Genomic DNA, 23,508 nt, shown 5'->3' on the forward strand with positions numbered 1-23,508 from the left:
TTATGGGAGCGCCGGTTCGGGATAGAAGTCCCGGGAGCGGCCGTGGCCGTCCTTGAGGCGGCCGAGCAGACCGGCGGGGTATTCGATGAGCCAGTAGCTGGCGGTGGCCGCCAGGAGGGCGGCGACGAAGACGATCAGCAACGCCCAGGGGAAGCCGGCCGGGCCCTGGGGCAGCAGCCCGGCGTTGTGGAGCAGGAGCATGACCGGTTCGTGCCAGATGAAGAGGCTGTAGCTGACCAGGCCGACCGCGGTGAGCCAACGCGCCGTCAGGAAGCGGTTCCAGACGGTGCGCCGGCGGAGGTGCAGGGTGCCGAAGACCAGCAGGGTCCACAGCGCGGTGGCCATCGGGTGGTAGTAGGTAAAGGTGAAGCTCTCCGCCTCGGACCGGTGGGAGAGGACGAACAGGCCGGCCAGCGTGAGGGCGGTGAGGGTGAGGGCGGTGCGCGGGGTGAGCCGGGCCCGGTCGCCGAGGGCGGTCAGGGCCACCGCCAGTCCCATACCGGCCGCGAAGCCGCCGAAGCGGGCCTGGGGTCCGAAGTAGACGACCCAGTCGGTGTGCGGGATGCGCAGGACGTAGTGCGCGACGGTGATCCAGCCCAGCGGGGCCGCGTAGAGGAAGAGGCAGCCGGCCGCGCAGAGGGCGATCCGGCTGCCGCGGCGGTGCAGGCGCCGGCAGGCGCGGACGGCGAGCGGACCGAGGCCCACGAGGACGAAGTAGAAGAGCACCTCCAGGGAGAGAGACCAGGTGGGGCCGAGGGTGTAGAAGATCCGCTCCTGGTCGAAGACGTGGGTGAACGTGAGGTGTTCGAGGAGGTCTGGCCAGTTGCCGGGGAGGGTGGGGTTGCGGGTGGCCCAGACGACGAGGACCGCGATGACGTAGAGCGGCAGGATGCGGATGGCCCGGCGGAAGAGGAAGGCGCGGGCCGGGCGGGTGGAGCCGCCGTCGATCGCGGCGCGGGCGTAGGAGCGGGCGAGCAGGAACGCCGAGAGCACGAAGAAGAGGTCGATGACCTCAAGGGAGAGGGCCGCGTCGAGGTAGGGGTTGGCCACCGGCGGGTGGGCGCCCTGTGCGTCGTAGGCGGTGTACTGCTGCCAGACGTGGAAGGCGACGGTGCTGAGTGCGGCGAGTCCGCGGAAGCCGTCGAGGTCGCCGGCGCGGCGGCGCGGGGCGGCCGCGGGGGCGCCGGCCGGGGCGGGCGCGGCGGTGGCGGTGGCGGTGGTCATCGGCGGGCCACCGCCTTGACGGCCTGGGCCCGGGGGGTGACGCGCCACTGCCGGTCGCCGAGGGCCTCCTTGAGGTGGGCCTGGCGGGCGACCATGTTCTTGAAGTGGCTGTAGAAGACGGTCGAGACCAGCAGATAGGACCAGAACCAGCCGCGGCGGGCGCGGAGTTCGGGAACGGCGAGGCGCCAGGCGAAGAGCGCCTGGACGGGTCCGGCGGCGAGGGTGAGGAGCAGGGCCAGGACGCAGACCGGGACCGCCCAGTTGATGTGCTCCGGACCGCCGGCCTTCCAGACGGCGTACAGCAGGATCGGCAGGATCTGGAGGGTGAGCCAGGGCTGGACCTCGCGCCAGCCCAGGAGGACCAGCAGTCCGACCTTTTGACGCAGTGTCAGAATCGGTGAACGCAGGCCGCTCCAGAGGTGCTTGAGGGAGACCTGGAGCCAGCCCTGGGCCCAGCGGGAGCGCTGGTTCCACAGGGCGGTGAGGGTGGTGGGGGCGAGTTCGCGGGAGAGCAGGGTGCGGTCGACGGCGATGCGGGCGCCGGTGGTCAGCGCGCGGAGGGTGGAGTCGATGTCCTCGGTGAGCATCGAGCCGTGCATCCGGGTGCGGGCGAGCAGGTCGGTGCGCCAGAAGCCGTTGGAGCCGCCGAAGACGCCGAAGCCGTGGAGCCGGGTGCGGCCGGGGTGGCTGACGGCGTAGATCGCCTCGAACTCGACGGCGACGAGCCGGGCGACGCGGGAGCTGTCGCCGTTGCGGACCACGCAGTGGCCCTGGACGACGTCGTAGCCGTGGGAGAGCCAGTGCCAGGCGTCGCGGAAGGCGTGCGGGGCCGGGTGGTGGTCGGCGTCGAAGATGCCGACGAACTCGCCGCGGACGCGGGTGACGGCGGCGTTGACGTTCTGCGCCTTGGAGGTGGAGCCGGCGACCGGCAGGAGGACCAGGCGCGGGTCGCGGGCGGCGATCTCGCGGAGGGTGTCCTCGACGGGCAGCGGGTGCGGGGTGTTGTAGGCGAGGACGATCTCCAGGTCGCCCGGGTACTCCTGGCGCAGGAACGACTCGACGGTGTCGACGATGGTGGCGGCCTCGTTGGGGAGGTACGCGGCGATCACGGCGCTGGCCGCCGGGTAGGGGGCGCCGGGGCTTTCCGGTCGGGCCGGGGCGTCCAGCGCGTAGAGGCATTCCAGGATGATCAGCAGCGCGGAGAGCACCAGCCCGGCGACCACCGCCCAGTACATGCCGGAGCCGAGGTCCCAACCGGCCAGGTACGCCTGCCGGTAGAGGGCGAACGGCACGCCGATGCCCAGGAGCAGGGCCAGGACCGGGGAGAGCCCGGAGAGCACGGGGCGGACCAGGGCGCGCAGCGGGGGCCGGCGGTGCCGGTGCGGGGTCCCGCGCATCCAGGGGGCGTAGCGGACGGGGCGGAGGTCGCGGTGGCGGAGCGCTTCGCGGGCCGCGTCGACGGCCTGGTCGACGGTCGCGGCGGCGTCGGTGGCGCCGGTGAGCGGGAGCCAGCCGATGGCGGGGGTCAGGCGCACGTTCTCGTCGGCGACGACGAAGCGGGTGCCGGCGGCGGCGGTGGCCAGGGCCTGAAGGCCGCGCAGGGCGGCTTCCTCGTCGACGCCGGGGAGCAGCATCAGCAGATGGCCCTCGTCGTCGCGGCCGAGCCGGTCGCAGGCGCCACCGAGCCTTTCGGCGACGCCCGCGAGCCGTTCGGCGACCTCGCGGCGGATCCGGGGCCCCAACCGCTCCTCCAGCGCGGCGAGTTCGGCGACCGCGATGACGGCGAGGACGCCGCCGTGCCGGGCGGCTTCGGGGCGCCGCAGTTCGCGGTCGAGTTCGTCCAGGAAGTGGGGGCGGGAGTAGAGACCGGTGCGCGGGTCGCGGAGCAGGTGCTCGACGGGGACGGGGACGCGGCGGAGCTTGGCCTCGATGCGGGCGGAGAGTTCGTCCGGATCCGAGGACTCGGGTATGCAGTCGTCGGCGCCCTGGCGGAGCAGGTCGGCGGCGCCGGGGGCGCCGGTGACCATGAGGAGCGGCAGGGCGCGTCCGGCGGGGACGGTGCGCACCTCGCGGATGACGTCGGCCGCGGCGTGCCGGGCGTCGGGTTCGTCGAGGGCGACGACGGCGTCCGGGGGTGCCTGGTGGACGCGGGGGCCGGCCTCGCCGGGCGGGGCGTGGCTGACCTCGTGGCCGGTGGTGCGGAGGGTGTGGGCCAGGCGTTCCAGACGTGGGCCCGGGGAGCCGACGACCAGGACGTGGCCTGCGGGTTGGGCGTGCGGTGGGGTGGGGTGGTGGTCCGTTCCGCCGAGCAGGGCCGTGGCTGAGCCCTGGGGGTGCGCATGGTGCGAAGTGAGCACCTGGAAAGATCCTTTCGTGACGGCGGGGCACACGGAGGCCGGCGCGGGACGCCCCTCGGACCGATGGGGGCCTCTCGTCTGACGCAGGTCAGACCAGGGTTGTCGACGGTCCAGGAGGCATGGCCCGATGACCGCAACGCAGGCAGGGCGAAGCAACCGCCCTGCTGCGGCGGCGGGTTGGGGTTCCGCCGGGGCCGGCTGGTGGGGGTGCCGGCGGCTCCGGGTGCGCGCGAGATGGGGGCGGTGACAGTCAGGCGGACATCAGGCGGCGGTCACAGGGAGCGCCGTCCGCGCATGATTGTCAGATGCATGACAGTCCATGAGGCAGGCATGCCGGGGTGCGTCTTCTCTCGGCGGAACGGACGGCGGCGCGACGGGGCGCGGCCTCGGCGTACGCGGCCGGCACGGCGGACTGTGGGCACCGGACCGCACGGGGGCGGTCGAGCGTGTATCGCATAGGTGGGGGTCCCATCCTGATCGGATTGTGGGGGGAGGACCGAACGTCAGGTCTACACTGACCGGCCCCGCTCGGCAAGGCCCATCAGCACCCGCCAGCCTCGGTGCTCACTGTGACACCGCACCTTCCTCCACGTAACACCTTGATGACGTCCCGCCGCCAGAGCGCCTCACACGGCACCATCGAGCAGTAACCGCAGGCCCATCGGCCGCACATGATGCGGGAGTTGTCGCTGGAGATTCGTACCTCTCTCCCATCTGTTAATCTGCCCGCCCCTGGATGTTCCTCCATGTCCGCCCCTTCTCCTCCCCCACAGCACCCCGCTCCGCACCGGGTGCAGCGAGGTGTCGCGCACGTGAACAGCGTTCCGTTCTCCCCCGTTCAGGCCAGATCCGCGCGGGCCCGGGTGGGCCTGACGACAGGTCAGGTCGCCCAGTCCATGGCAGCGTGCGGCGCACCGGTGCCCCCGGAGGTGATCGAGGCCTGGGAATACGGCTCCATGGCGCCCACCGAGCCCCAACTGTTCGCCCTGGCCGATGTGTTGTGGTGCCCGCCGGCGGTGCTGATGGGGGTGCAGCCGCGGACGCTGGTCGAGCACCGGCTGGCCCGGCAGATGAGCGTGGAGCGGCTGGCGCAGTTGGTGGGGATGGCCCCGGAGGCGTACTGGGCGGCGGAGTCGGCCAACGAGTGGCACGGCGACTACCGGCAGACCAAAGCGCTGGTGGAGGCGCTGGGACTGTCGCTGCGCGGGCTGATCGGAGTGATGGGGCGCGTCGAGGAGTTGGCCGGACATCTGCGGTCGGCCATCGAGGGCCGCTGGAAGTCGCAGGTCGCGCCGATCAGCGAGATCACCACGCTGAACCGGAGCCGGGTGAGCGATGCTTTGCGCGCCATGCACGCGGAGTTCGCGGACTTCTCCGAGCGGTACATGGGGCATGTGGTGGCGCGCAGCGCCGATGCCCGGCTGAAGGAGATCGCGGCCGAGCGGTCGGCGTATCTGCGGCGGTTGGTGGACCACTTCTGGGAGCTGATCGGGGAGGCGGGCGAGGCGCCGGCGCTCAACTCGGTGCAGTGAGGCGGCCGTCCGACGGGAGGGGCCAGTGGCCCCGCCCCGCCGCACGGCCGCCGGCCCCTGCGGTTAGTACGTGCCCGGGTGGGTCAGTACCCGCCCGGGGTGTGCGGCGCCGGACCGGCCGGCGCGGAGCCGGCCGGTGCCACCGCGGCCCCGGTCTCCCCCTCGTCCTCGGCGTACTCGTCCCAGTCGATCTCCATCGACTTGCTGCGGGTGAAGACGTTGAAGACGAGGTTCAGGACGATCACGGTCAGACCGCCGAGGGTGATGCCGCTGTCGAGCACCGCCCGGACCTCCTGCGGCATCCGCTCGAAGAACGGCGCGACCGAGGTGGGCAGGAACGCGGCGCCCAAACTCACCGCCAGGATCAGGGCGTTGCGCTCCGCGCGCAGGTCCGCCTTGCCGAGGATCTGGATGCCGACGGCGGCGACCATGCCGAACAGGGCGAGCGAGGCGCCGCCGAGCACCGGATGCGGGATCGCGGCGACGACCGTGCCGGCCTTCGGCAGCAGCCCCAGCACGATCATGAAGCCGCCGGCCGCGACCACCACGAAGCGGCTCATCACCCGCGACATCCGCACCAGGCCGATGTTCTGGGCGAACGTCGTGTAGGGGAAGGAGTTGAAGACGCCGCCGAGGACGGTGGCGACGCCGTCGGCACGCAGCGCCCGGGCGACGGTGTCGTTGCTGACCGGCCGGCCGGTGATCTCGCCGATGGCGTAGACGTCGCCGGTGGTCTCCACCATCGTGATCAGCATGACGACGATCATCGCGATGATCGGGAACGCCTCGAACTTGGGCATTCCATAGTGGAACGGGGTGCTCACGCCGAACCAGTGGGCGCTCCCCACGGCGCTGAAGTCGACGTCACCGAGCAGCCAGGCGACGGCCGTCCCGACGACCAGACCGAGCAGCACCGAGACGCTGTTCAGCAGCGGCTTCCCGATCCGCACGATCGCGAGGATGAACAGCAGGGTGCCCAGCGCGTAGGCGAGGTTCTTCGGGTCGCCGAATTCCGGCTTGCCCGCCAACTGGGCGCCGCCGGCCGCGTCCTGGAGCGCCTGCGGGATGAGGGTCAGCCCGATGATGGTGAGGATCGTGCCGATGACGAGCGGTGGGAAGTACTTCACCAACTTGCTGAAGAACGGCGCGAAGAGGAAGGTGGCGATGCCTGCGGTGATCACCGCGCCGTAGACCACCAGCAGCCCGGCGGTGCCGCCGCCGGCGCCCAGTCCGATGGCGATCATCGGGGAGACCGCGGTGAAGGTGGCGCCCTGTACGAGCGGCATTCTTACGCCTATTTTCCAGATGCCGAACGCCTGGATGATGGAGGCGATTCCGCAGGTCAACAGGTCCGCGTTGATGAGGTAGACGAGTTCCTCGCGGGACAGCCCGACGGCGTTGCCGAGCATGATCGGCACGACGACCGCGGCGGCGTAGAAGGCGAGGACGTGCTGGAAGCCGTAGATGGCGAGTTTGCCGAACGGGAGGACCTCGTCGACCGGATGTACCGGCTTCCGGGGGAACTGCTGGGGGGTTTGTCGCGCGAGTCGTGCCATCTCTGCCTTGCCTTCATGAGGTAGGTGAATAAGAAGGAACCCGGGCCCAATGGTGCGTTGCCCTGCCTGGTGCGGTGCGTCCCGGTTCGCCGGGGCAACCGTCGCTCGCGGACCGAAGTCCGGGATTTCCGTGGAATGCGCAGGTGCGGGCTCGTGGGGAGCGCACACCTTAGTTGACCTTTACCCCTCCGCGCGACTGGCCGGGGACAGAGGCTGGAATCACGCCGTAAACTCGGAAATGTGGCGGAGCGGCCGGTTGCGTCCGCCGGGCCGAACTCCTCGGCGCATGCGGCGAGGTGGGGCGGCCGACCGCGGCACCGCACCCGTGCGAGGGAGCTGCCCATGACCGCACCGGACTTCCGTCCCCGCCCTGTCGTCCCGCCCGGCGGGATGGCGACGTGGGCGGACCAGGACGCCACCGACCCGCTGCCGCCGCTGGAACCGCTGCTGCCCGTCCAGATCGTCGAGCGGCACGGCGACCGGGCGCGGGCGCGGTGCGCCGACGGCTGGTCGGCATGGGTGGACGGACGGCGGCTGCTGCCGGTGCCGCCCGCCCCGCCGGCCACCGGGAGCGCGGACCCGCGACCGCTGCTGGCCGCCGCCGAAGACCAACTCGGGCGCTACCGACGGCTGGTGGCGGAGGTGTTGGCCGGGCGGCTGGACCGGGCGGCGTTCGCGGAGCGGGCGCGCGGGACGCGGATCGGGGTGGTGGTGGACGGCGATGCGGTGTGGCTGTACGACGCGCGGCACGGACGGTGGTGCTGCTGCGACGGGGCGTCGCTGGCGGCGTTCGCCGCGTCGGCGGACGTGCCCTCGGCCGACGCGCCGGAGGCGGCCGCCGGGCCGGTGGAGGCCGCTGGCGACGCGGGCATCGCCCACGGGAGCACGGGCGGCGCCGGACTCCCCGACGAGACGGAGTTCCCGCCGCCGTTCCCGCCACCGGGAGGGCCACCGGGAGGGCCACCCGGCCAACGGTGAGGGGCGCGCGGCCCGAGCCGGCGGAGATCCACCCGATTGCCAATACAGCAACGGACGTTGCCGCCAGGGGAAGGGCGGCCGCACCCTGATGCGCGACCGAGGCCGTCGAACGTTCACGGAGGCACCACGATGACCAACCACGAGCACGCCGGGACCGCACCGCGCACCGGCGACGCCGTACCGCCGAACAACCGCGTCCACCACGTCCGCTCCGGCGAACTGGACGGCTACACCGCCCTCAGCGGCACAACCGTCGGCTCGCAGCGGCTCTGGATGGGCCTGGTGGAGAACCCGCCGCTGAGCGCGACGGACAACCACCACCACGGCGCGTCGGAGGCGGGCATCTACGTCGTTGCCGGCCACCCCGTCTTCGTCTACCACGACGGCACCCAGGAGGTGCGGATCGCCGCCGGGCCCGGTGACTTCCTCCTCGTGCCGCCGTTCGTCCCGCACCGGGAGGAGAACCCCGACCCGGAGGAGCCGGTGGTCGTGGTGATCGCCCGCACCACGCAGGAGCCGATCAAGGTGTCCGTGCCCGAGCTGTACCAACTCACCGCGATCGAGAGGCAGTAGCCGTCCGGGGTGCGTCCTCAGCGGCTCCGCGGCGGGGTCCGGCGCGCGTCCCGGACCTCGCCGGGGTGCCGGACCCGACGCGCCGCCAGGCTGCCGGCGAACCCGGTGACCAGGCCCCAGGCCGCGCCCACCGCCACCAGCCGCCCCAGCTGCGGTGTGAGGGTGACCGCGCCGCCCAGGTCCCCGCCGAGGTCGCCGATGCCGATCAGGGACAGTCCGTAGCGCGCGTCGATCCGGGTCACCAGCCCGACGACGAGGAGGGTGAGCGCCAGCGCCGCCGCCATCTCCAGGGCGTGCCGCCAGGCGGGCGTGCGGGCGGGGGCGTGCACCGCCGCGGTGAAGGCGGCGCCGAGCAGCACCACCGCGGCCACCGCCACCAGCAGCCAGACCCGCCCGTCCTGGGCGCCCAGCGAGCCGAGGTCGAGGGGGTGCTCCCCGCGGCCCCGCAGCACCTGCTCCAGCGCGTGCGGCAGCGGCAGCCCGAGGGCGGTGTCGACATGCCCGGTCCAGGCGCCGCCGACGCCGACCCCCAACGCCATCCAGGCCAGGTTGGGCAGCCCGAGCAGGATCACCGCGAGAGTCCGCGCCGGATCACCGCGGACGATCAGTTCGACGACGCCGACGACCAGCCCGAGCGCGGTGTAGACCAGCAGCGTCAGCAGCATCGCGGCGGCCGGTGGGCGGACCGAGTCCTGGAAGCGGAGCAGCCGCGGGGTGAGCGGGGCCTTGCGGGAGACGAGGAAGGCCAGCGCCAGGACGGCCAGCAGCCACAGCAGCCCGTAGCCGAGGGTGGCGGGGATGTCGGCGCGGAAGCCGACGGTGGGGGTGCTGCCCAGGAGCGCGCCGAGCCGGTCGGCGAGCTCGTTGCCGACGGAGACGGTGAAGCTGTGGTGCGCGGCGAGTGCCAGCAGGAGCAGCAGGACCAGCCAGCACACCGCGGTCCGGGCGATTCGGCCGAGCAGTTCGCCGGCCGGGGCGACCGCGCGGTGCCGCAGCGGCCGCAGGAAGACGAGGGCGGTGACCAGGGCGCCGGCGAGGGTCACCGACAGCGGTACGGCGTCGACGGCGGCATGGGCCTCGGCGATGACGCCGGCGTTGCCGGTCGCGCTGAGCGAACCGCCGGCCGCGGCGACGACGGCGGCCGCGACCACCGAGGGGAAGGCGCCGTCGGGCAGCCCGGCCGCGCCCGCCGCCCACAGGCCGAGCGCGGCGGTCAGCGCCATGGTCAGCAGGCCCGCCACGGCCGTGCCGAGGGCGTCCGCCCAGCCGCCGAGGGCGGTCGGGGTGCCGTGGGGGCCGGCCGCTGCCGGGCCGCGGGTCTGGCGCACGCTGCCTCCTGCGGGGCGCGGGGCCGAAGTGCCGTCCAGGCCACGGTACGCACGGAGCGCGCGAGCGGGCACCCCGAAGGGCCGGCCGGGCCCGGGAGACACCCCCGGCACCCCGGGCACTCGACGCTTTCCCGGCTTCGATATCGAACTGTGTCCTAATAATCCGATGCGGCGCACAACCTCTGAAGCGGACAAAACATCTGTATATGCGGTGGGTGCCTCCGGCACCCCCGCTTTCCGTTGCTCAGCCTTGGAGGGACCCTCGTGCACGCCGGAACACGTCGCCACACCACCCGGTTGATACCTGCCGCGCTCGCGGCGGGACTGCTGCTGACCGCGTGCGGGACCGGTGCGGGCTCGTCCACGGCGGCGGAGCCGGCGGCCAAGGTGACCGTCACCCCGGCCGGCGGCAACTCCGCGGCGAAGCTCGGCTCGCCGATATCGGTCAAGGCCGACGGCGGCAAGCTGACCGCCGTCGAGGTCAAGGACGACAAGGGCGCCAAGGTGCCCGGCCGGCTGGCCGCGGACGGCGCGTCATGGACCTCCGAGAGCAACGTCCGGCCGAAGACCACCTACACCGTGCGCACCGAGGCGAAGTCGACCGGCGGCAAGGAGTCCAAGGCGACGGCGACCTTCACCACCGAGCAGCCGGAGAAGATCAACAAGCTCATCAACACCCCGGGCAACGGCCAGACGGTCGGCACCGGCATGCCGATCTCGATCCTCTTCGACCACCCGATAGCCACCGACCGGCGCGCCGAGATCGAGAAGGCGCTGAAGGTCACCAGCCAGCCGCACGTCGAGGGGGCCTGGGGCTGGGTGAAGGACTGGTCCGGCAAGGACCGCATCGACTGGCGGCCCAAGGACTACTGGCCGGCCGGCACCAAGGTGTCCGTGCGCGGCGGACTGGGCGGCATCAACTCCGGTGACAGCGGCTACTTCGCCCGCGACTACGACTTCGACTTCACGATAGGCGCCGACCACAAGGCCGTCATCGACGTGCCCTCGCACACCCTGACCATGTACGCCGACGGCAAGCCGGTCGGCACCATCAGGGGCTCGGCGGGCTCCCCGCAGGACCCGACCCGCGGCGGCGTGCACACCGTCCGCAGCAAGAACGCCGCCGAGACCATGGACTCCTCCACCATCGGCCACGGCAACGAGTGGATGCTGGACTCCAAGTGGGTCACCCACCTCACCGCCTCCGGCACCTTCCTGCACTCCGCCCCGTGGAACCAGTCGATCGGCGTGGTCAACAACAGCCACGGCTGCTTCGGCATGACCACCTCGGACGCCAAGCGGATCTACGACTTCCTGCCGATCGGCTCCACGGTCGAGGTGAAGAACACCACCAGCACCAAGAAGACCGACGTCGGCAACGGCCTGGAGGTCTGGCAGGAGAACTGGCAGCAGTGGCAGCAGCGGAGCGCCCTGAAGTAGCGCTCCCGCAGCGTCAGTAGCGCTCCCGCGGCGTTCACGCAGGCGGTCGCCGCAGCCTGGTCAGCAGCAGGAAGCCGGTGGCCAGGGCGGCGACGGCCTGGCCCGCGGCGGCGAGCTTCTTGTCGCCGGTCCAGACCGGGTAGTACATGTCCGGGACCGGCCCGAACTGCCCGAGGTCCACCGTGGTGTAGAGCGCCAGCAGCGCCAGTCCGCCCGCCGCCACCAGGAAGGCGAAGGCGTCGCCGAGCGGCCGGCGCCACACCAGGACGAGCAGTGCGGCCAGCGCGGCCAGTCCGGCCTCCACCCGGAACAGCATGCCCTGGCTCAGGCCCGCGTCGACCGCGTCGTAGGGGCCGGCGAGCCGGGCGTGGACCCAGGCGTCGACGACCAGGCCGGCCGCGGCCAGGACGCGGACCACGCCCCGGGCGGTCCGGCCGCGGTGGGGTGCGCTGGGAGCTGAGGGCACGGCGCCTCCCGGGCTCGGGCTGATCGGTCGGACGGGTTCGACGACGGACGGACCTGGCGGTTCCCCGGGCGGCTCAGCGGACGGTGAGCGTGCCCTTCATGTTCGGGTGGATGGTGCAGAGGTAGGGGTAGCCGCCGGGCTTGGCGGGGGCGGTGAAGGTGGCGCTGCGGCCGGGGGCGATGCTGCCGGTGTCGAAGGGCTTGCTGCCGGTGGCGGTCAGGGTGTGGGCCACGTCGTCCTGGTTGACGACGGTCACCTTGGCGCCGGGCCGCACGGTCAGCGCGGCGGGCCGGAAGGTGAAGTCCTTGATGGTGATCCGGGCGGTCGCCGCCCCGGTGGCCGTGGCGGTCGGGGAGGCGGTGGGGTTACCGCCCCCGCCGGAGTTCCCGCAGCCGGCGAGGGCGGCCACCAGGCAGAGGGCCGGGACGGTCAGGGCGAGGCGGGGCATGCGGGGCATGGTCAGGACCCTCCGTGGGTGCCGCTGGGGCTGGGTGCCGGGCCGGTGATCGGGTGTCCGTTGGGGGCGACGACGTACCACTTCGCCCCGTGGTCGTGGGAGTTCTGGCCCTTGACGTCCCCGGGCCGCCGGTCACCGGCGTAGTAGTAGAGCGGGTGGCCGTTGTAGGTGATCTGCCGGCCGCCGTCCCGGCGGAAGGTCCCCACCAGTCCCTCCTGGACGCCGGCGCCGGCCGACGGCAGGCCGTGCGGAATCGTCAGCGGCGGCCAGTCCTTGGCGCAGTCGCCGAAGCACGTCGAGTACCGGCCCCGGTCCGCCTCGAAGAGGTAGAGGGTGCGGCCCTGCGCATCGACGAGGAACGTGCCCAGCGGGTCCTTGCGGGCGTGCACCGTGGCCGCCGGGCTGGCGGTGGCCGGGCCGGTGGCGGACGGTGTCTGGGTCCGCGACGGGGCGGTCCCGCCGCCCTCGTTGGAGCAGCCGCCGACCGCCGCGGCGATCAGGACGACGGCGGCCGCGGTGACGGCCGCTGGGGCGGGGTTCCTCATCGCACGTCTCCTTCGGCACGCGGGGCGGGCGGCGTCCGGCCGCCCACCCCACTAGAGCGCAGCCGCCGCGGCCGGGCATCCGGGCGGAGGCGTTCGGCGTACCGGGGACGGGGCGCGGGGCGCGTCGTGCCGACGGGTGGCCGGGAGGCGTCGGGGTGCGGCGCCTCCCGGCCGGGCCGGGTCAGGCGGTGCGCAGCGCCGGGTCGCTGACGCCCGGGCGGCCGGTCTCGACGTGGCCGGCGAAGCGGCGCAGGAAGCCGGCGTCGGAGTCGGCGGTCACCGTCAGGTCGTACCAGCGCTTGCTCGCGGTGAGGTCGATGCGCTGGGTGACGGTCCCGCCGGGGTCCACCCGGACGGTCTGCCCGGGGCCGCCGTAGGCGTTGGCGAGGGTGAGGTGGCAGGGGGCGGAGCCCGGGTTGGTGAGGGAGAGTTCGAGGCGGCCGGAGGCGGCGTCGTGGCGGGCGGTCACCTCGGGGGTGAGCTTCTTGCCGGGGCCCTTGAAGGTGCGCAGGAAGCCGTTGGGGCCGTGCACCGTCAGGTCGTAACTGCCCTGGGAGTAGGCGGTGTTCCAGGTGTCGGCGACCGTCTCGCCGGCCTCGGTGGTGTAGGTCCAGGGGCCGTCGGTGCGGTGGGCGGAGGTGACCAGGAAGCAGGCGCCGGCGGCGCCGCCGCCGCTGAAGGTGAGGGTGTAGCGGCCGCCGGCGACGTCCGCTGTGCCGTCGACCAGCGGGACGTAGGGCAGCGGGCGGCTGGGCCGGGTGCCGGCCTCCTGCGTGGGCAGGACGGGGGTGGCGGGCGGCTTGGGGACGTAGCTGTCGTGCCGCTTGCGGTCCGGCGGCTGGTAGCCGGTGGTGTCGGGGAGCCGTGCGGGCCTGGTGTTCTCCAGGGAGAAGTCGAAGGCGGAGGTGAGGTCGCCGCAGACGGCGCGGCGCCAGGGCGTGATGTGGGGCTCGTGGACGCCGAAGCGGCGCTCCATGAACCGGATGAGGGAGGTGTGGTCGAAGACCTCGGAGCAGACGTAGCCGCCGGTGCTCCAGGGGGAGACCACCAGCATCGGGACGCGCTGGCCGAGGCCGTAGGGGCCGGCGGCGTAGGTGGCGTTGCCGGCGAAGTGCTCCAGGGCGGTGTCCGCGGTGGACCGGCCCTGGGCGGCGGAGGCCGGCGGGAAGGGCGGGACGACGTGGTCGAAGTAGCCGTCGTTCTCGTCGTAGGTGATGAACAGCGCGGTCCTGCTCCAGACGTCCGGGTCGGAGGTCAGCGCGTCCAGGACCTGGGAGATGTACCAGGCGCCGTAGTTGGCGGGCCAGTTGGGGTGTTCGGAGAAGGCCTCGGGGGCGGCGATCCAGGAGATCTGGGGCAGTGTGCCGTTCTTGACGTCGGCCCTGAGCCGGTCGAAGTAGCCGTCGCCCTGCTTGGCGTCGGTGCCGGTGCGGGCCTTGTCGTAGAGCGGGTCGCCGGGCTCGGCGTTGCGGTACTGGTCGAAGAAGAGCAGGGAGTTGTCGCCGTAGTTGCCGCGGTAGGCGTCGTCGATCCAGCCCCATCCGCCGGCGGCGTCCAGGCCGTCGCCGATGTCCTGGTAGATCTTCCAGGAGACGCCGGCCTGCTCCAGGCGCTCGGGGTAGGTGGTCCAGCCGTAGCCGGCCTCCTCGTTGCCGACGACCGGGCCGCCGCCGGTGCCGTCGTTGCCGACGTAACCGGACCACATGTAGTAGCGGTTGGGGTCGGTGGAGCCGATCAGCGAGCAGTGGTAGGCGTCGCAGACGGTGAACGCGTCGGCCAGGGCGTAGTGGAAGGGGATGTCCTGGCGGGTCAGGTGGGCCATGGTGCCGGTGCCCTTGGCGGGGACCCACTGGTCGTACTTGCCGTCGTTCCACGCCTGGTGGCCGCCGTGCCAGTCGTGGTTGAGGCCCTCGATGAACTGCATACCGAGGTCCTTGGCGTCGGGGTGGTAGGGCAGCAGGTCCTTGGTGCCGTCGGACTGGTACCAGACGGACTTGCCGCTGGGGAGGGTCACCGGGCGGGGGTCGCCGAAGCCGCGGACGCCGCGCAGCGAGCCGAAGTAGTGGTCGAAGGAGCGGTTCTCCTGCATCAGGACGACGATGTGCTCGACGTCCTTGAGGGAGCCGGTGCGGCGTCGGGCGGGGATGGCCGCGGCGCGGGCGATGCTGCCGGACAGCGCGGTGAAGCCGGCCGTGGCGCCGGCTATCTGGAGGAAGCGCCGGCGGTTGATGTCAGCCATGTGTCTGGGGACCTCGTATGGGGGGCAGGACGGGGGCGGTTCGGGATGCGTGGTGCGGTGGGGGGTGCGGGAACAGCAGTGAGCGCAGTGTTCCAAGAGGAACGGGGGTCGGGGAAGAGCGGGTGTCCCGGCGCTGACCTCACACCGTACGAGAGCCGAACTCCCAGGCCACGGGCGGCCCCGGCACGACGAGCGGCCGGCGGGGCACGGCAGTTGCGCCGTGTCCCGCCGGCCGTGGGGAGCCGGTCGGTCGCGTGGGACCGGGGGTTATGAGACCAGTGATGCCTCTGAGGGGGATGAGCCGGTGACGGCCGGGCCCCCGGCGGGGGCGGTGTCCGCGGTGGACTCCGGTGCGGGGGCGGGCGGTTCGGCGGTGGGCGCGGGCTGGACCACGTCCGGGACGCTGCGCAGCGGTACCGGCGGGGTCACCGGCGCGGTGCGGGCCGCCCCGATGCGGCGGGTGAACCAGATGACCTTGCCGTCGGGAGTGCCGCAGGTGCCCCAGCTGTCGCTGAGCGCGGCGATCCGGGCGAGCCCGCCGGCCGCCGCGCCCTCCAGCCGCGGCAGCCGGGGGCCCTCGTCGGCGACCGACGCCGTCAGATGGCGGCCGGTCCACCGGAGTTCGACCACACAGCGGGCGCCGGGGCCGAGATGGCGGTGGACGTTGGTCAGGAGCTCGGCCACCCCCTCGCACACGGGCCGGACCTGCAACTCCAGGTTCCAGTGGCGCAGATGGGCGGCGACGATCCGCCGGATCTGGGGGACGCGTTCTGCCGAGGCGTGCAGTTCGACCGTGTAGTGCCGGTCGCCTGGTGGTGTCATGTCGTGGCTCCTCACCGCGAGGCTCACGCCCTTCACCTCGTTGGACCAACGAACCCCGAACACGAAGAGTGAGCATTCGTCACGTATGGGTGGAATGCCATGCTGCCCCGGGGGTTACCGGCCCGCAACAGGGGTGCGCCGTCTGAGGCGGGTGGCTCTCAGGTGAGCAGTGCGGTCAGGACCTTGTCCGGGGTCAGCGGCAGGTCGCGCAGCCGGGCGCCGGTGGCGTGCCAGAGGGCGTTGCCGATGGCCGCCGCGGTGCCGACGATGCCGATCTCGCCGATGCCCTTGCTGCCCATGGGGTTGAGGTGGGGGTCGTCCTCGTCGAGCCAGTGCGCCTCGACGTCCAGGACGTCGGCGCAGCACGGCAGGTGGTACGCGGCCAGGTCGCAGGCGGTGAAGTCGCCGAACTCGGGGTCCACGGCGCTGCCTTCCATGAGGGCCATGCCCAGGCCCATGGTCATGCCGCCGATGAACTGGGAGCGCGCCGTACGGGAGTTGAGGATGCGTCCGGCCGCGTACTGGCCCACCAGCCGGCGGACGCGGACCTCGCCGGTGCGGGTGTCGGCCTGGACCTCGGCGAAGACGGCGCCGAAGGCGTGCTGGGCGTACGGGGAGGGCTCGGCGGTCTCCTCGCGGGTGTCCTCGGTGACGGTGAGGCCCTCGGCGGGGAGCGGTCCGTCGTGGGCGCGCAGCCGGGTCAGCAGTGCGGTGCACGCCTTGTGGACGGCCCAGCCCCAGGAGGCGGTGCCGGAGGAGCCGCCGGCGAGCACGGCGGGCGGCAGGTCGCTGCTGCCGATGTCGACATGGACGCGATCCTCGGGGGCGCCGAGCGCGGCGGCGGCGATCTGGGCGAGCACGGTGCGGGCGCCGGTGCCGATGTCGGTGGCGTTGATGCGGATGCGGTAGCCGCCGTCGGGGTCGGCGTGTGCCTGGGCCGTGCTCGCGCTCGCGAAGGCGGGGTAGGTGGCCGCGGCGACGCCGGTGCCCAGCAGCAGGTCGCCGTGGCGGCGGACGCCGGGGCGCGGGTCGCGGGGCAGCCAGCCGAAGCGCTCCGCGCCCCGGTGCAGGCACGCGATCAGATGGCGGCTGCTGAAGGGGCGGTCGCTGTCCGGCTCGGTGGCGGGGTCGTTGCGGACGCGCAGTTCGACGGGGTCCAGGCCCAGGGCGACGGCGAGTTCGTCCATGGCGGACTCCAGTGCGTACATGCCCGGGGCCTCGCCGGGGGCGCGCATCCAGGAGGGGGTGGGGACGTCGAGGGGGGCGACGCGGTGCACGGTGCGGCTGTTGGGCGAGGTGTACATCATGCGGGCCGGCATCGCGGCCTGTTCGACGAACTCGGCGATGGTGGAGGTGTGCGAGACGCTCTCGTGAGCCAGGGCGGTGAGCACGCCGTCGGGGCCGGCGCCGAGGCGCACCCGCTGGAGGGTGGGCGTGCGGTGGCCGACGACGGTGGCCAACTGGCGGCGCGGCAGGGCCAGTTTGACGGGGCGGCCGGTGTACCGGGCGGCCATCGCGGCGAGCACGACCTGGGGGCGGGGCGTGCCCTTGGAGCCGAAGCCGCCGCCGACGTGCTCGGAGAGCACGGTGATCTCGTCGGTGCCGAGCGTGAACAGCCCGGCCAGTTCCTCGCACACCTTGGTGGCGCCCTGGCTGGAGTCGTGGACGGTGAGGTGGCCGTCGGTCCACTGGGCGGTGGCGGCGTGCGGTTCCATGGGGTGGTTGTGCTGCGGCGTCATGGTGTACGTGACGTCGACGGTGGTCGGTGCGGCGGCGAACGCCGCGTCGAAGTCGCCGCGTTCGCGGGCTCCGGGGCCGCCGAAGACCTCCTTCGGTACGTACAGCCCGGGGTGGTCGGCGGTGAGCAGCACGTCGTGGCGGTCGGTGGCGTACTCGACGTGGACGGCGTCGGCGGCGGCGCGGGCGGCCTCCGGGGTGTCGGCGACGGCGAGGGCGACGTACCAGCCGCGGTGCGGGACGCGGTCGTCCTGGAGGAGGGCCAGGGTCGCGTCGTCGGTGGCGCCCAGGCGGGGCGCGTTCTCGTGGGTGAGGACGGCAAGGACGCCGGGCTGGGCCAGTGCCTCGCGGGTGTCCACGGCGGTGATCCGGCCGCGGGCGACGGTGGCTGGGACGGGCCAGGCGTAGGCGCAGCCGGGCGGGGTGTGGTCGGCGGCGTAGCGGGCGGTGCCGGCGACCTTCTCGCGGCCTTCGCGGCGGGCCAGCGGGGCGCCCAGCGGGTGCGGGGGCGGGCCCGGTGCCAGGAGGTTCGGGGCCGGTGCGTGCTCCGGGGGGTCGTGGCTCATGGCGCGGGTCCTTGCGGTCGGGGGCGGGCGGGTCAGCCGCGAGCGGCGAGGTCGGTGAGGACGCCGACGGCGAGGGCGCGGGCCAGCGGGACCTTGAAGGCGTTGTCGCGCAGCGGTGCGGCGGCGGCGAGTTCGACGTCGGCGGCGCGGGCGAAGCTCTCCTCGGTGGCGGGCGCGCCGCGCAGCGCGGCCTCGGCGGCGCGGGCCCGCCAGGGGCGGTGGGCCAGCCCGCCGAAGGCGAGGCGGATGTGGGCGACCGTGCCGTCGCGGACGGCGAGGAGGGCGGCGACGGAGGCCAGTGCGAAGGCGAACGAGGCGCGGTCGCGGGCCTTGCGGTAGCGGGCGTGCGCGCCGGGGTGGGGCGGCGGCAGTTCGACGGCGGTGACCAGTTCGCCAAGTCGGATCTCGGTGTCCCGTTCGGGGCTGTCGCCGGGAAGCCGGTGGAAGTCCGTTGCGGGAACGGTGCGTTCGCCCTCGGGGCCGTGCAGGCGCACGGTGGCGTCCAGGGCGGCCAGGGCGACCGCCATGTCGGAGGGCTGGGTGGCGACGCAGTGCGGGGAGTGGCCGAGGACGGCGAGGTCGCGGTGGGCGCCGTCGATCGCCGGGCAACCGGTCCCCGGCTCCCGTTTGTTGCACGGTTTGGTGGTGTCCTGGAAGTAGGTGCAGCGGGTGCGCTGGAGGAGGTTGCCGCCGGTGGTGGCGGTGTTGCGCAGTTGCCCGGAGGCGCCGGCCAGCAGCGCCTGGGACAGGACCGGGTAGCGGTCGCGGACGGCGGGGGCCGCGGCGAGGTCGGTGTTGCGGACCATGGCGCCGATGCGCAGCCCGCCGCCGGGGAGTTCCTCGATCCGGTCCAGCGGGAGCCGGCTGACGTCGATGAGCGTGCGCGGGGCCTCCACGCCGAGCTTCATCAGGTCGACGAGGTTGGTGCCGCCGGCGAGGAACTGGGCGCCGGGCGCTCCGGCGGCGGCCCGCACCGCCTCGTCGACGCTGCCGACCCGCAGGTAGCCGAAGGGCCTCATGTGCCGCTCACCTCCGCGGTGCGGGCCGCCGCGTCGGCGACCGCCTCGACGATCCGGGGGTAGGCGCCGCAGCGGCACAGGTTGCCGCTCATCCGCTCGCGGATCTCGTCGGCGGTGAGCGCGACCGGCGCCCCGGGGCGCGCGGTGGGCGGGGTGACGTGGGAGGGGACGCCGTCGGCCGCCTCGGCCAGGACGCCGGCGGCGGAGCAGATCTGGCCGGGGGTGCAGAAGCCGCACTGGAGGGCGTCGCGCTCCAGGAAGGCCTCCTGGAGGGGGTGCGGGCGGTCGCCGTCGGCGAGGCCCTCGATCGTGGTGATCCGGCGGCCGTCGTGCGCCACGGCCAGCAGCAGGCAGGCGTTGGCGCGCCGCCCGTCGACCAGGACGGTGCAGGCACCGCACTGGCCGTGGTCGCAGCCCTTCTTGGCGCCGGTGAGGCCGAGGTGTTCGCGGAGCGCGTCCAGGACGGTGGTGCGGTGGTCCAGGGTCAGGGTGTGCGGGGTGCCGTTGACGGTGAGGGCCAGTTCGGAGCGGCGGCCGTTGACCGGGCGGGGGCCGTCGGTGTCGTCCGGGCGCCCCTCCCCCGGTGCCATCAGGCGCCCCTCGTGACGGGCTGCCGCAGGGTCTCCAGCCGCAGTTCGACCTCCTTTTCCTGGTCGCCGGCGGCGGTGCCGAGGACGGTGACCGCGAACGCCGGCTTCAGGCCCGCGCACACCTGGTCCACGGCCCAGTAACCGCCCTGGAGGGAGATGCCGACGGGGGCGGTCAGCCGCCGCGGCTCGGGGGTGCTGCCGGGCTCACCGGCGTCGACGGTGGAGGTCCACACCGTGCCGCCCGCCCCGGCCACGTCCCTGGGGACGTCGCCCGCGGCGCGGTCGCAGCGGAAGGCGGTGCGCAGGGCGCTGAAGACGGCCTGAGCGTCCTCGGTCGTGCAGCCCTCGATCTCCACCAGGACTTCGGCCGATACGTGTTCCGCGGGTGACGCCTGATGCGCGCTGTTCACTGTGGGCCCTTCGCTCGGGTGCCGGGCTTCCAGGCTCACTCCGCGCCACGGTGTCGGCGACCCGAGGCTCGATGGAGTGGTTTAAACGGGCGCACCGGACCGCCCCACCACCCCGGAGTTACTTTGAGTAGTCAGGGCGCGCTCTGTGTGACTGCCCTGTCGTCGCTGCCGTCCGCGCACCCCAGGAGCACCCGTTGACCAGTTCCCTCGTCGACCAGCAGGCCACCGGCTACAGCCTCCGCCAGGCACGGTGCATGGTGCGCGCCGCCGCCCTCGCGTACCGGGACGAGACGGCGGTCGAGGCCGCCGCCCGGGAGTGGGGCTTCGAGCGGGTGCGCCCTCACCACGCCGTGTTCCGCCCGCCGTTCCCGCTCCCCGACGCCCGGGCCTACACCCTCGGCGGGCGGCACATGCTCCTCACCGCGTTCCGCGGCACCGAGCCCGTCGAGCTGCGGGACTGGCTCGGTGACGCCACCACCCCGCCCTGGCCCGGCCCCGCCAGCCGGGGCCATGTCCACCACGGCTTCGCCGAGACCCTGGAGTCCCTCTGGCCGCAGGTGCTCACCGCGCTCAAGGAGTTCCGGGACAACGGCCAGGCGGTCTACTTCACCGGGCACGGCCTGGGCGGTGCGCTGGCGATGCTGGCCGGCGCCCGGCTGCACTTCGACGACCCGCGGCACACCGCCGACGGCGTCTACACCTTCGGCCAGCCGCGCACCTGCGACCCGGGCCTGGCACGGGAGTTCAACACCGCCTTCACGGACCGGATGTTCCGCTTCGTGAACCACAGCGACCTGGTCCCCCAGCTCCCGCCGGAGCCGGTCTTCCGCCATGTCTCCGCGCTGCGCTACATCGACTCCCGGGGCGCGGTGCACAACACCATGCCGCTGCTCGACGGCCCGCTGGACCGCGGCCGGGGCCTGACCGCCGAACTGCTGGCCCCCACGGCGGACGGCATCCGGGACCACCGCGTCACGGCGTACGTCGGCGCGCTGGAGAACGCGGCGGCGCGGCAGGGGAGTTGAGCCGCCGCTGCCGCTAGCGCACGGTGGCGGCGGGGGCGGCGGGGGGTGCGGCGTCCGGGGCGCCGGTGGGGGCGGTGAAGGGGACGGCGGCGGCGCGCGGGACGATCTCGACCTCGTCGCCGAGGGCCCATTCGGCGGCCCGGGAGGACATCGCGGCCGGGACGGTGTCGCTGATGTCGGGCGCGGCGGGGATGTCGTAGGTGGCGTGCGCGTCGTGCGGGAGGACGACGCGGTGGTCCCGCTCCAGCGCGGCGCGCGCGGTGGCGGCGACACACATCTCGGAGAGCACCCCGCACACCGCCAGTTCCGTGACGCCGGCGCCGGTGAGCAGGGCGTCGAGCGGGGTGCCGGCGAAACCGTCGTCCCCGGTCTTGCGGACCACGTGCTCGCGGGGGCCGGGCGCGACGGGCAGGTGGAGTTCCCAGCCGGGGGTGTGGGGTTCGTCGACGGTGCCGGGCTCGCCGTCGTTCTGGAGGTGGACGACCAGGGCGCCGGCCGCGCGGGCCCGGGTGAGCAGGTCGCGGGCCCGGTCGAGGACCCGGGCGGCGTCGGGGACCGGGTCCTCGCCGGTGACGAACGCGCACTGGAGGTCGACGAGGAGGAGGGCCTGGACGGGGCGTATCGCGGCAGCGGACATACCACCATGATCCCGATGCGCGGCGCTGGGCCGGTCGGGCGGGAGCACTTCCGGCCGCCCGCGCGTGGTTGCCACAGGCATCGACCGGGCGGATCATCCGTACGTGCTCCACGGACGCAGGTCCCTCGCGTCCCCGCGGGGACGGTGCGGCCGTGGGCGCGGCGACCGATCCGCACCGCGACGACGCGAGGAGAACACCGTGGAAGCTGCCATCGTCAACGGGCACTGCGCACCGGGTTTCGAGGGGGTCAGGGCCGCCTTCGAGCGGAACTTCCGTGAGCACGACGAGGTGGGGGCGGCGGTCGCGGTGCTGCGGGACGGGGCGCCGGTGGTCGATCTGTGGGGCGGGCACGCGGACGCGGCCGGCAGCCGGGCCTGGGAGCGGGACACTCTGGTCAACGTCTACTCCACGTCCAAGGGGATGACCGCGCTGTGCGCCCATCTCCTGGTGGACCGGGGCGAGTTGGACCTGGACGCGCCGGTCGCACACTATTGGCCGGAATTCGCCCGGGAGGGCAAGGAGGCCATACCGGTGCGCTGGCTGCTCAGCCACCGCGCCGGACTGCCGGCGCCCCGGGAGCCGCTGGCCGAGGGCCGCGCCTATGACTGGGAGTACGTCTGCGAGGCGCTGGCCGCCACCCCGCCCTGGTGGGAGCCGGGGACCGCGCAGGGCTACCACGCGGTGACGTTCGGATATCTGGTGGGCGAGGTGGTCCGGCGGATCACCGGGCGGTCGCTGGGCACGTTCCTGCGCGAGGAGATCACCGGGCCGCTCGGCGCCGAGGTGTTCATCGGCACCCCGGTCGCAGAGCAGCCGCGGTGCGCCGACATGGTCGGCCAGCTGAGCGCGGCCCAGCTGCGCGAGCGCTTCCCCGACCTGCCGACACCGCCGGTGCGCGGGATCGCCGACCATCCGCGGGCCGGGGTCGCGCTGGCCCTGACGTACCTCCCCACCGGCGACGTCAACAGCGCCGCCTACCGCTCGGCGGAGATCCCGTCCGGCAACGGCCACGCCACGGCGCGCGGTCTGGCCGCGGTCTACGCGGCGCTGGCCGGCGGCGGGCTGGTCCGGCCCGCCACCCTGGAGGCGATGCGCAGCTCGCAGAGCCGGCCCGGCGAGGTGGACCTCACCCTCGGCGGGTTCGCCCCGGAGGGCAGCGCGGCGGCGTACCGCTGGGGGCTGGGCTACATGCTCAACGACCGCGGGCAGGCGGGCCCCAACCGGCGCACGCTCGGGCACGGCGGCGCGGGCGGGTCGTACGCCTTCGCCGACCCCGAGAACGGGCTGGCGTACGCGTACGTCATGAACCGCTTCGGAGGCGGCACCAGCGGTGAGGACCCGCGCAGCCGGGCGCTGGTGGCGGCGGTGTACGAGGCGCTGGCGGGGGTGCGCGGCCGGCCCTGAGGGCCGGTTCCGGCCACGCCGGACACCGCGGTGCGGCGCCATAATGGGAGGTGCGGCATGGAGTCTTCCGGCGCCGCCGCAGTGCGACGGCCCCGGGGAGAGGGGCGTGGTGGCCATGGAGAAGGACACCGAGACGGTTCACGAGGCGTACTCGTTCGTCTGCCTGCACTGCGGGCACGGGTGGGAGGAGGAGTACGAGATCCGGCACACCACCGATCTCGCGGGGCACCGCCGCGCCGATTACTTCAACCACGGCCGTCGGGTGCCCTCCCCGCTGACCCGCGCCGACTGCCCCGACTGCAACCGCGGTCCGATCCGGATCCTGCGGCCCGGCCGGGTCAACAGCACCCACCACTACCTCGCCTGACACGCGCCCGCGCCGCGGCCTCCGCGGCGCGGCGATTCGATAACGGGGGCGCATCCTCCGTCATTCAGTCCGGCAAATGTTGCATATGCTCAGGTCGGGGGCCCGGTGGACGGTTTCGGACAGTCGAACGGACCGATGACCGGTTTCCCCGCGACCGATCGCCTCTCAGGGACCGCCCACCCGGGCGGCCCCTGACCGTCACGACGCCGGAGTGGACCTTGACCGTGCAGAAGGG

21 protein-coding genes are annotated in these 23,508 nt (G+C 73.6%); 7 read left to right on the forward strand and 14 right to left on the reverse strand.

The window, feature by feature from the left end; all coding sequences use genetic code 11:
• Together ACIQE0_RS25515 and ACIQE0_RS25520 are read right to left on the reverse strand one after the other, a co-directional pair.
• Positions 1–1,224 carry an acyltransferase family protein gene (locus tag ACIQE0_RS25515; protein WP_402336318.1) on the reverse strand — a complete coding sequence of 408 codons (1,224 nt, stop codon included), beginning with the start codon at positions 1,222–1,224 and terminating at the stop codon, positions 1–3.
• Entirely contained in the window at positions 1,221–3,581 is a 2,361-nt protein-coding gene (locus ACIQE0_RS25520) for a glycosyltransferase (protein ID WP_402336321.1), read from the reverse strand. The genes ACIQE0_RS25515 and ACIQE0_RS25520 overlap by 4 nt, the downstream gene beginning before the upstream one ends.
• A gap of 896 nt (positions 3,582–4,477) precedes the next feature.
• On the opposite strand from ACIQE0_RS25520, the gene ACIQE0_RS25525 reads away from it, so the two are divergent.
• Complete coding sequence (locus ACIQE0_RS25525; RefSeq protein WP_366331580.1) at positions 4,478–5,113, forward strand: transcriptional regulator; 636 nt, start codon at positions 4,478–4,480, stop codon at positions 5,111–5,113.
• 83 nt (positions 5,114–5,196) lie between these two features.
• Here ACIQE0_RS25525 and ACIQE0_RS25530 read toward each other — a convergent pair whose 3' ends face one another.
• Positions 5,197–6,669, reverse strand: coding sequence for a nucleobase:cation symporter-2 family protein (locus ACIQE0_RS25530; protein ID WP_366331490.1), 1,473 nt, complete (start codon positions 6,667–6,669; stop codon positions 5,197–5,199).
• Between the two features lie 342 nt (positions 6,670–7,011).
• Between ACIQE0_RS25530 and ACIQE0_RS25535 the strand changes: the two genes are divergently transcribed.
• Complete coding sequence (locus ACIQE0_RS25535; protein ID WP_402336325.1) at positions 7,012–7,647, forward strand: hypothetical protein; 636 nt, start codon at positions 7,012–7,014, stop codon at positions 7,645–7,647.
• A gap of 129 nt (positions 7,648–7,776) precedes the next feature.
• Positions 7,777–8,220 (forward strand): cupin domain-containing protein, encoded by a 444-nt coding sequence (locus ACIQE0_RS25540; RefSeq protein ID WP_402336328.1) that lies wholly within the window; start codon positions 7,777–7,779, stop codon positions 8,218–8,220.
• Between the two features lie 17 nt (positions 8,221–8,237).
• On the opposite strand, the gene ACIQE0_RS25545 is transcribed toward ACIQE0_RS25540, so the two are convergent.
• On the reverse strand, positions 8,238–9,548 hold the full coding sequence (locus tag ACIQE0_RS25545) for a streptophobe family protein (protein ID WP_402336331.1): 1,311 nt from the start codon (positions 9,546–9,548) through the stop codon (positions 8,238–8,240).
• Positions 9,549–9,812: 264 nt separating this feature from the next.
• On the opposite strand from ACIQE0_RS25545, the gene ACIQE0_RS25550 reads away from it, so the two are divergent.
• Positions 9,813–10,988 carry an Ig-like domain-containing protein gene (locus ACIQE0_RS25550; protein ID WP_402336334.1) on the forward strand — a complete coding sequence of 392 codons (1,176 nt, stop codon included), beginning with the start codon at positions 9,813–9,815 and terminating at the stop codon, positions 10,986–10,988.
• 34 nt (positions 10,989–11,022) lie between these two features.
• Here the strand turns inward: ACIQE0_RS25550 and ACIQE0_RS25555 are convergent, their stop codons facing one another.
• The 9 genes from ACIQE0_RS25555 to ACIQE0_RS25595 form a co-directional block, all read right to left on the reverse strand.
• Complete coding sequence (locus ACIQE0_RS25555) at positions 11,023–11,454, reverse strand: hypothetical protein (RefSeq protein ID WP_402336336.1); 432 nt, start codon at positions 11,452–11,454, stop codon at positions 11,023–11,025.
• 73 nt (positions 11,455–11,527) lie between these two features.
• Complete coding sequence (locus tag ACIQE0_RS25560) at positions 11,528–11,902, reverse strand: cupredoxin domain-containing protein (RefSeq protein ID WP_402336339.1); 375 nt, start codon at positions 11,900–11,902, stop codon at positions 11,528–11,530.
• Between the two features lie 11 nt (positions 11,903–11,913).
• Positions 11,914–12,456 (reverse strand): hypothetical protein, encoded by a 543-nt coding sequence (locus ACIQE0_RS25565; protein WP_366331483.1) that lies wholly within the window; start codon positions 12,454–12,456, stop codon positions 11,914–11,916.
• Between the two features lie 181 nt (positions 12,457–12,637).
• Complete coding sequence (locus tag ACIQE0_RS25570) at positions 12,638–14,695, reverse strand: phosphocholine-specific phospholipase C (protein ID WP_402336343.1); 2,058 nt, start codon at positions 14,693–14,695, stop codon at positions 12,638–12,640.
• 267 nt (positions 14,696–14,962) lie between these two features.
• A complete protein-coding gene (locus tag ACIQE0_RS25575) occupies positions 14,963–15,517 on the reverse strand; it encodes an ATP-binding protein (protein ID WP_366331481.1) in 555 nt (184 codons plus the stop codon).
• Positions 15,518–15,675: 158 nt separating this feature from the next.
• Complete coding sequence (locus ACIQE0_RS25580) at positions 15,676–17,820, reverse strand: xanthine dehydrogenase family protein molybdopterin-binding subunit (protein WP_402336346.1); 2,145 nt, start codon at positions 17,818–17,820, stop codon at positions 15,676–15,678.
• A 32-nt stretch (positions 17,821–17,852) separates the two neighbouring features.
• Positions 17,853–18,839 carry an FAD binding domain-containing protein gene (locus tag ACIQE0_RS25585; RefSeq protein WP_402336349.1) on the reverse strand — a complete coding sequence of 329 codons (987 nt, stop codon included), beginning with the start codon at positions 18,837–18,839 and terminating at the stop codon, positions 17,853–17,855.
• Positions 18,836–19,429 (reverse strand): 2Fe-2S iron-sulfur cluster-binding protein, encoded by a 594-nt coding sequence (locus ACIQE0_RS25590; protein WP_402336352.1) that lies wholly within the window; start codon positions 19,427–19,429, stop codon positions 18,836–18,838. The genes ACIQE0_RS25585 and ACIQE0_RS25590 overlap by 4 nt, the downstream gene beginning before the upstream one ends.
• Positions 19,429–19,839, reverse strand: coding sequence for a hypothetical protein (locus ACIQE0_RS25595; RefSeq protein ID WP_402336355.1), 411 nt, complete (start codon positions 19,837–19,839; stop codon positions 19,429–19,431). The genes ACIQE0_RS25590 and ACIQE0_RS25595 overlap by 1 nt, the downstream gene beginning before the upstream one ends.
• 194 nt (positions 19,840–20,033) lie before the next feature.
• On the opposite strand from ACIQE0_RS25595, the gene ACIQE0_RS25600 reads away from it, so the two are divergent.
• Entirely contained in the window at positions 20,034–20,864 is an 831-nt protein-coding gene (locus ACIQE0_RS25600) for a lipase family protein (RefSeq protein ID WP_402336358.1), read from the forward strand.
• 13 nt (positions 20,865–20,877) lie between these two features.
• Here the strand turns inward: ACIQE0_RS25600 and ACIQE0_RS25605 are convergent, their stop codons facing one another.
• Positions 20,878–21,501: an isochorismatase family protein gene (locus ACIQE0_RS25605; RefSeq protein ID WP_402336361.1), complete on the reverse strand. Its 624-nt coding sequence runs from the start codon at positions 21,499–21,501 to the stop codon at positions 20,878–20,880.
• A gap of 199 nt (positions 21,502–21,700) precedes the next feature.
• Between ACIQE0_RS25605 and ACIQE0_RS25610 the strand changes: the two genes are divergently transcribed.
• Both ACIQE0_RS25610 and ACIQE0_RS25615 read left to right on the forward strand, forming a co-directional pair.
• The gene (locus ACIQE0_RS25610) at positions 21,701–22,906 is read left to right on the forward strand and encodes a serine hydrolase domain-containing protein (RefSeq protein ID WP_402336364.1); all 1,206 of its coding nucleotides are present in this window, start codon (positions 21,701–21,703) and stop codon (positions 22,904–22,906) included.
• A gap of 115 nt (positions 22,907–23,021) precedes the next feature.
• Positions 23,022–23,273 (forward strand): hypothetical protein, encoded by a 252-nt coding sequence (locus tag ACIQE0_RS25615; RefSeq protein WP_366331579.1) that lies wholly within the window; start codon positions 23,022–23,024, stop codon positions 23,271–23,273.
• The last annotated feature ends 235 nt before the right edge of the window (positions 23,274–23,508 follow it).

Source organism: Streptomyces sp. NPDC093097 (assembly GCF_044754325.1).
Taxonomy (GTDB): domain Bacteria; phylum Actinomycetota; class Actinomycetes; order Streptomycetales; family Streptomycetaceae; genus Streptomyces.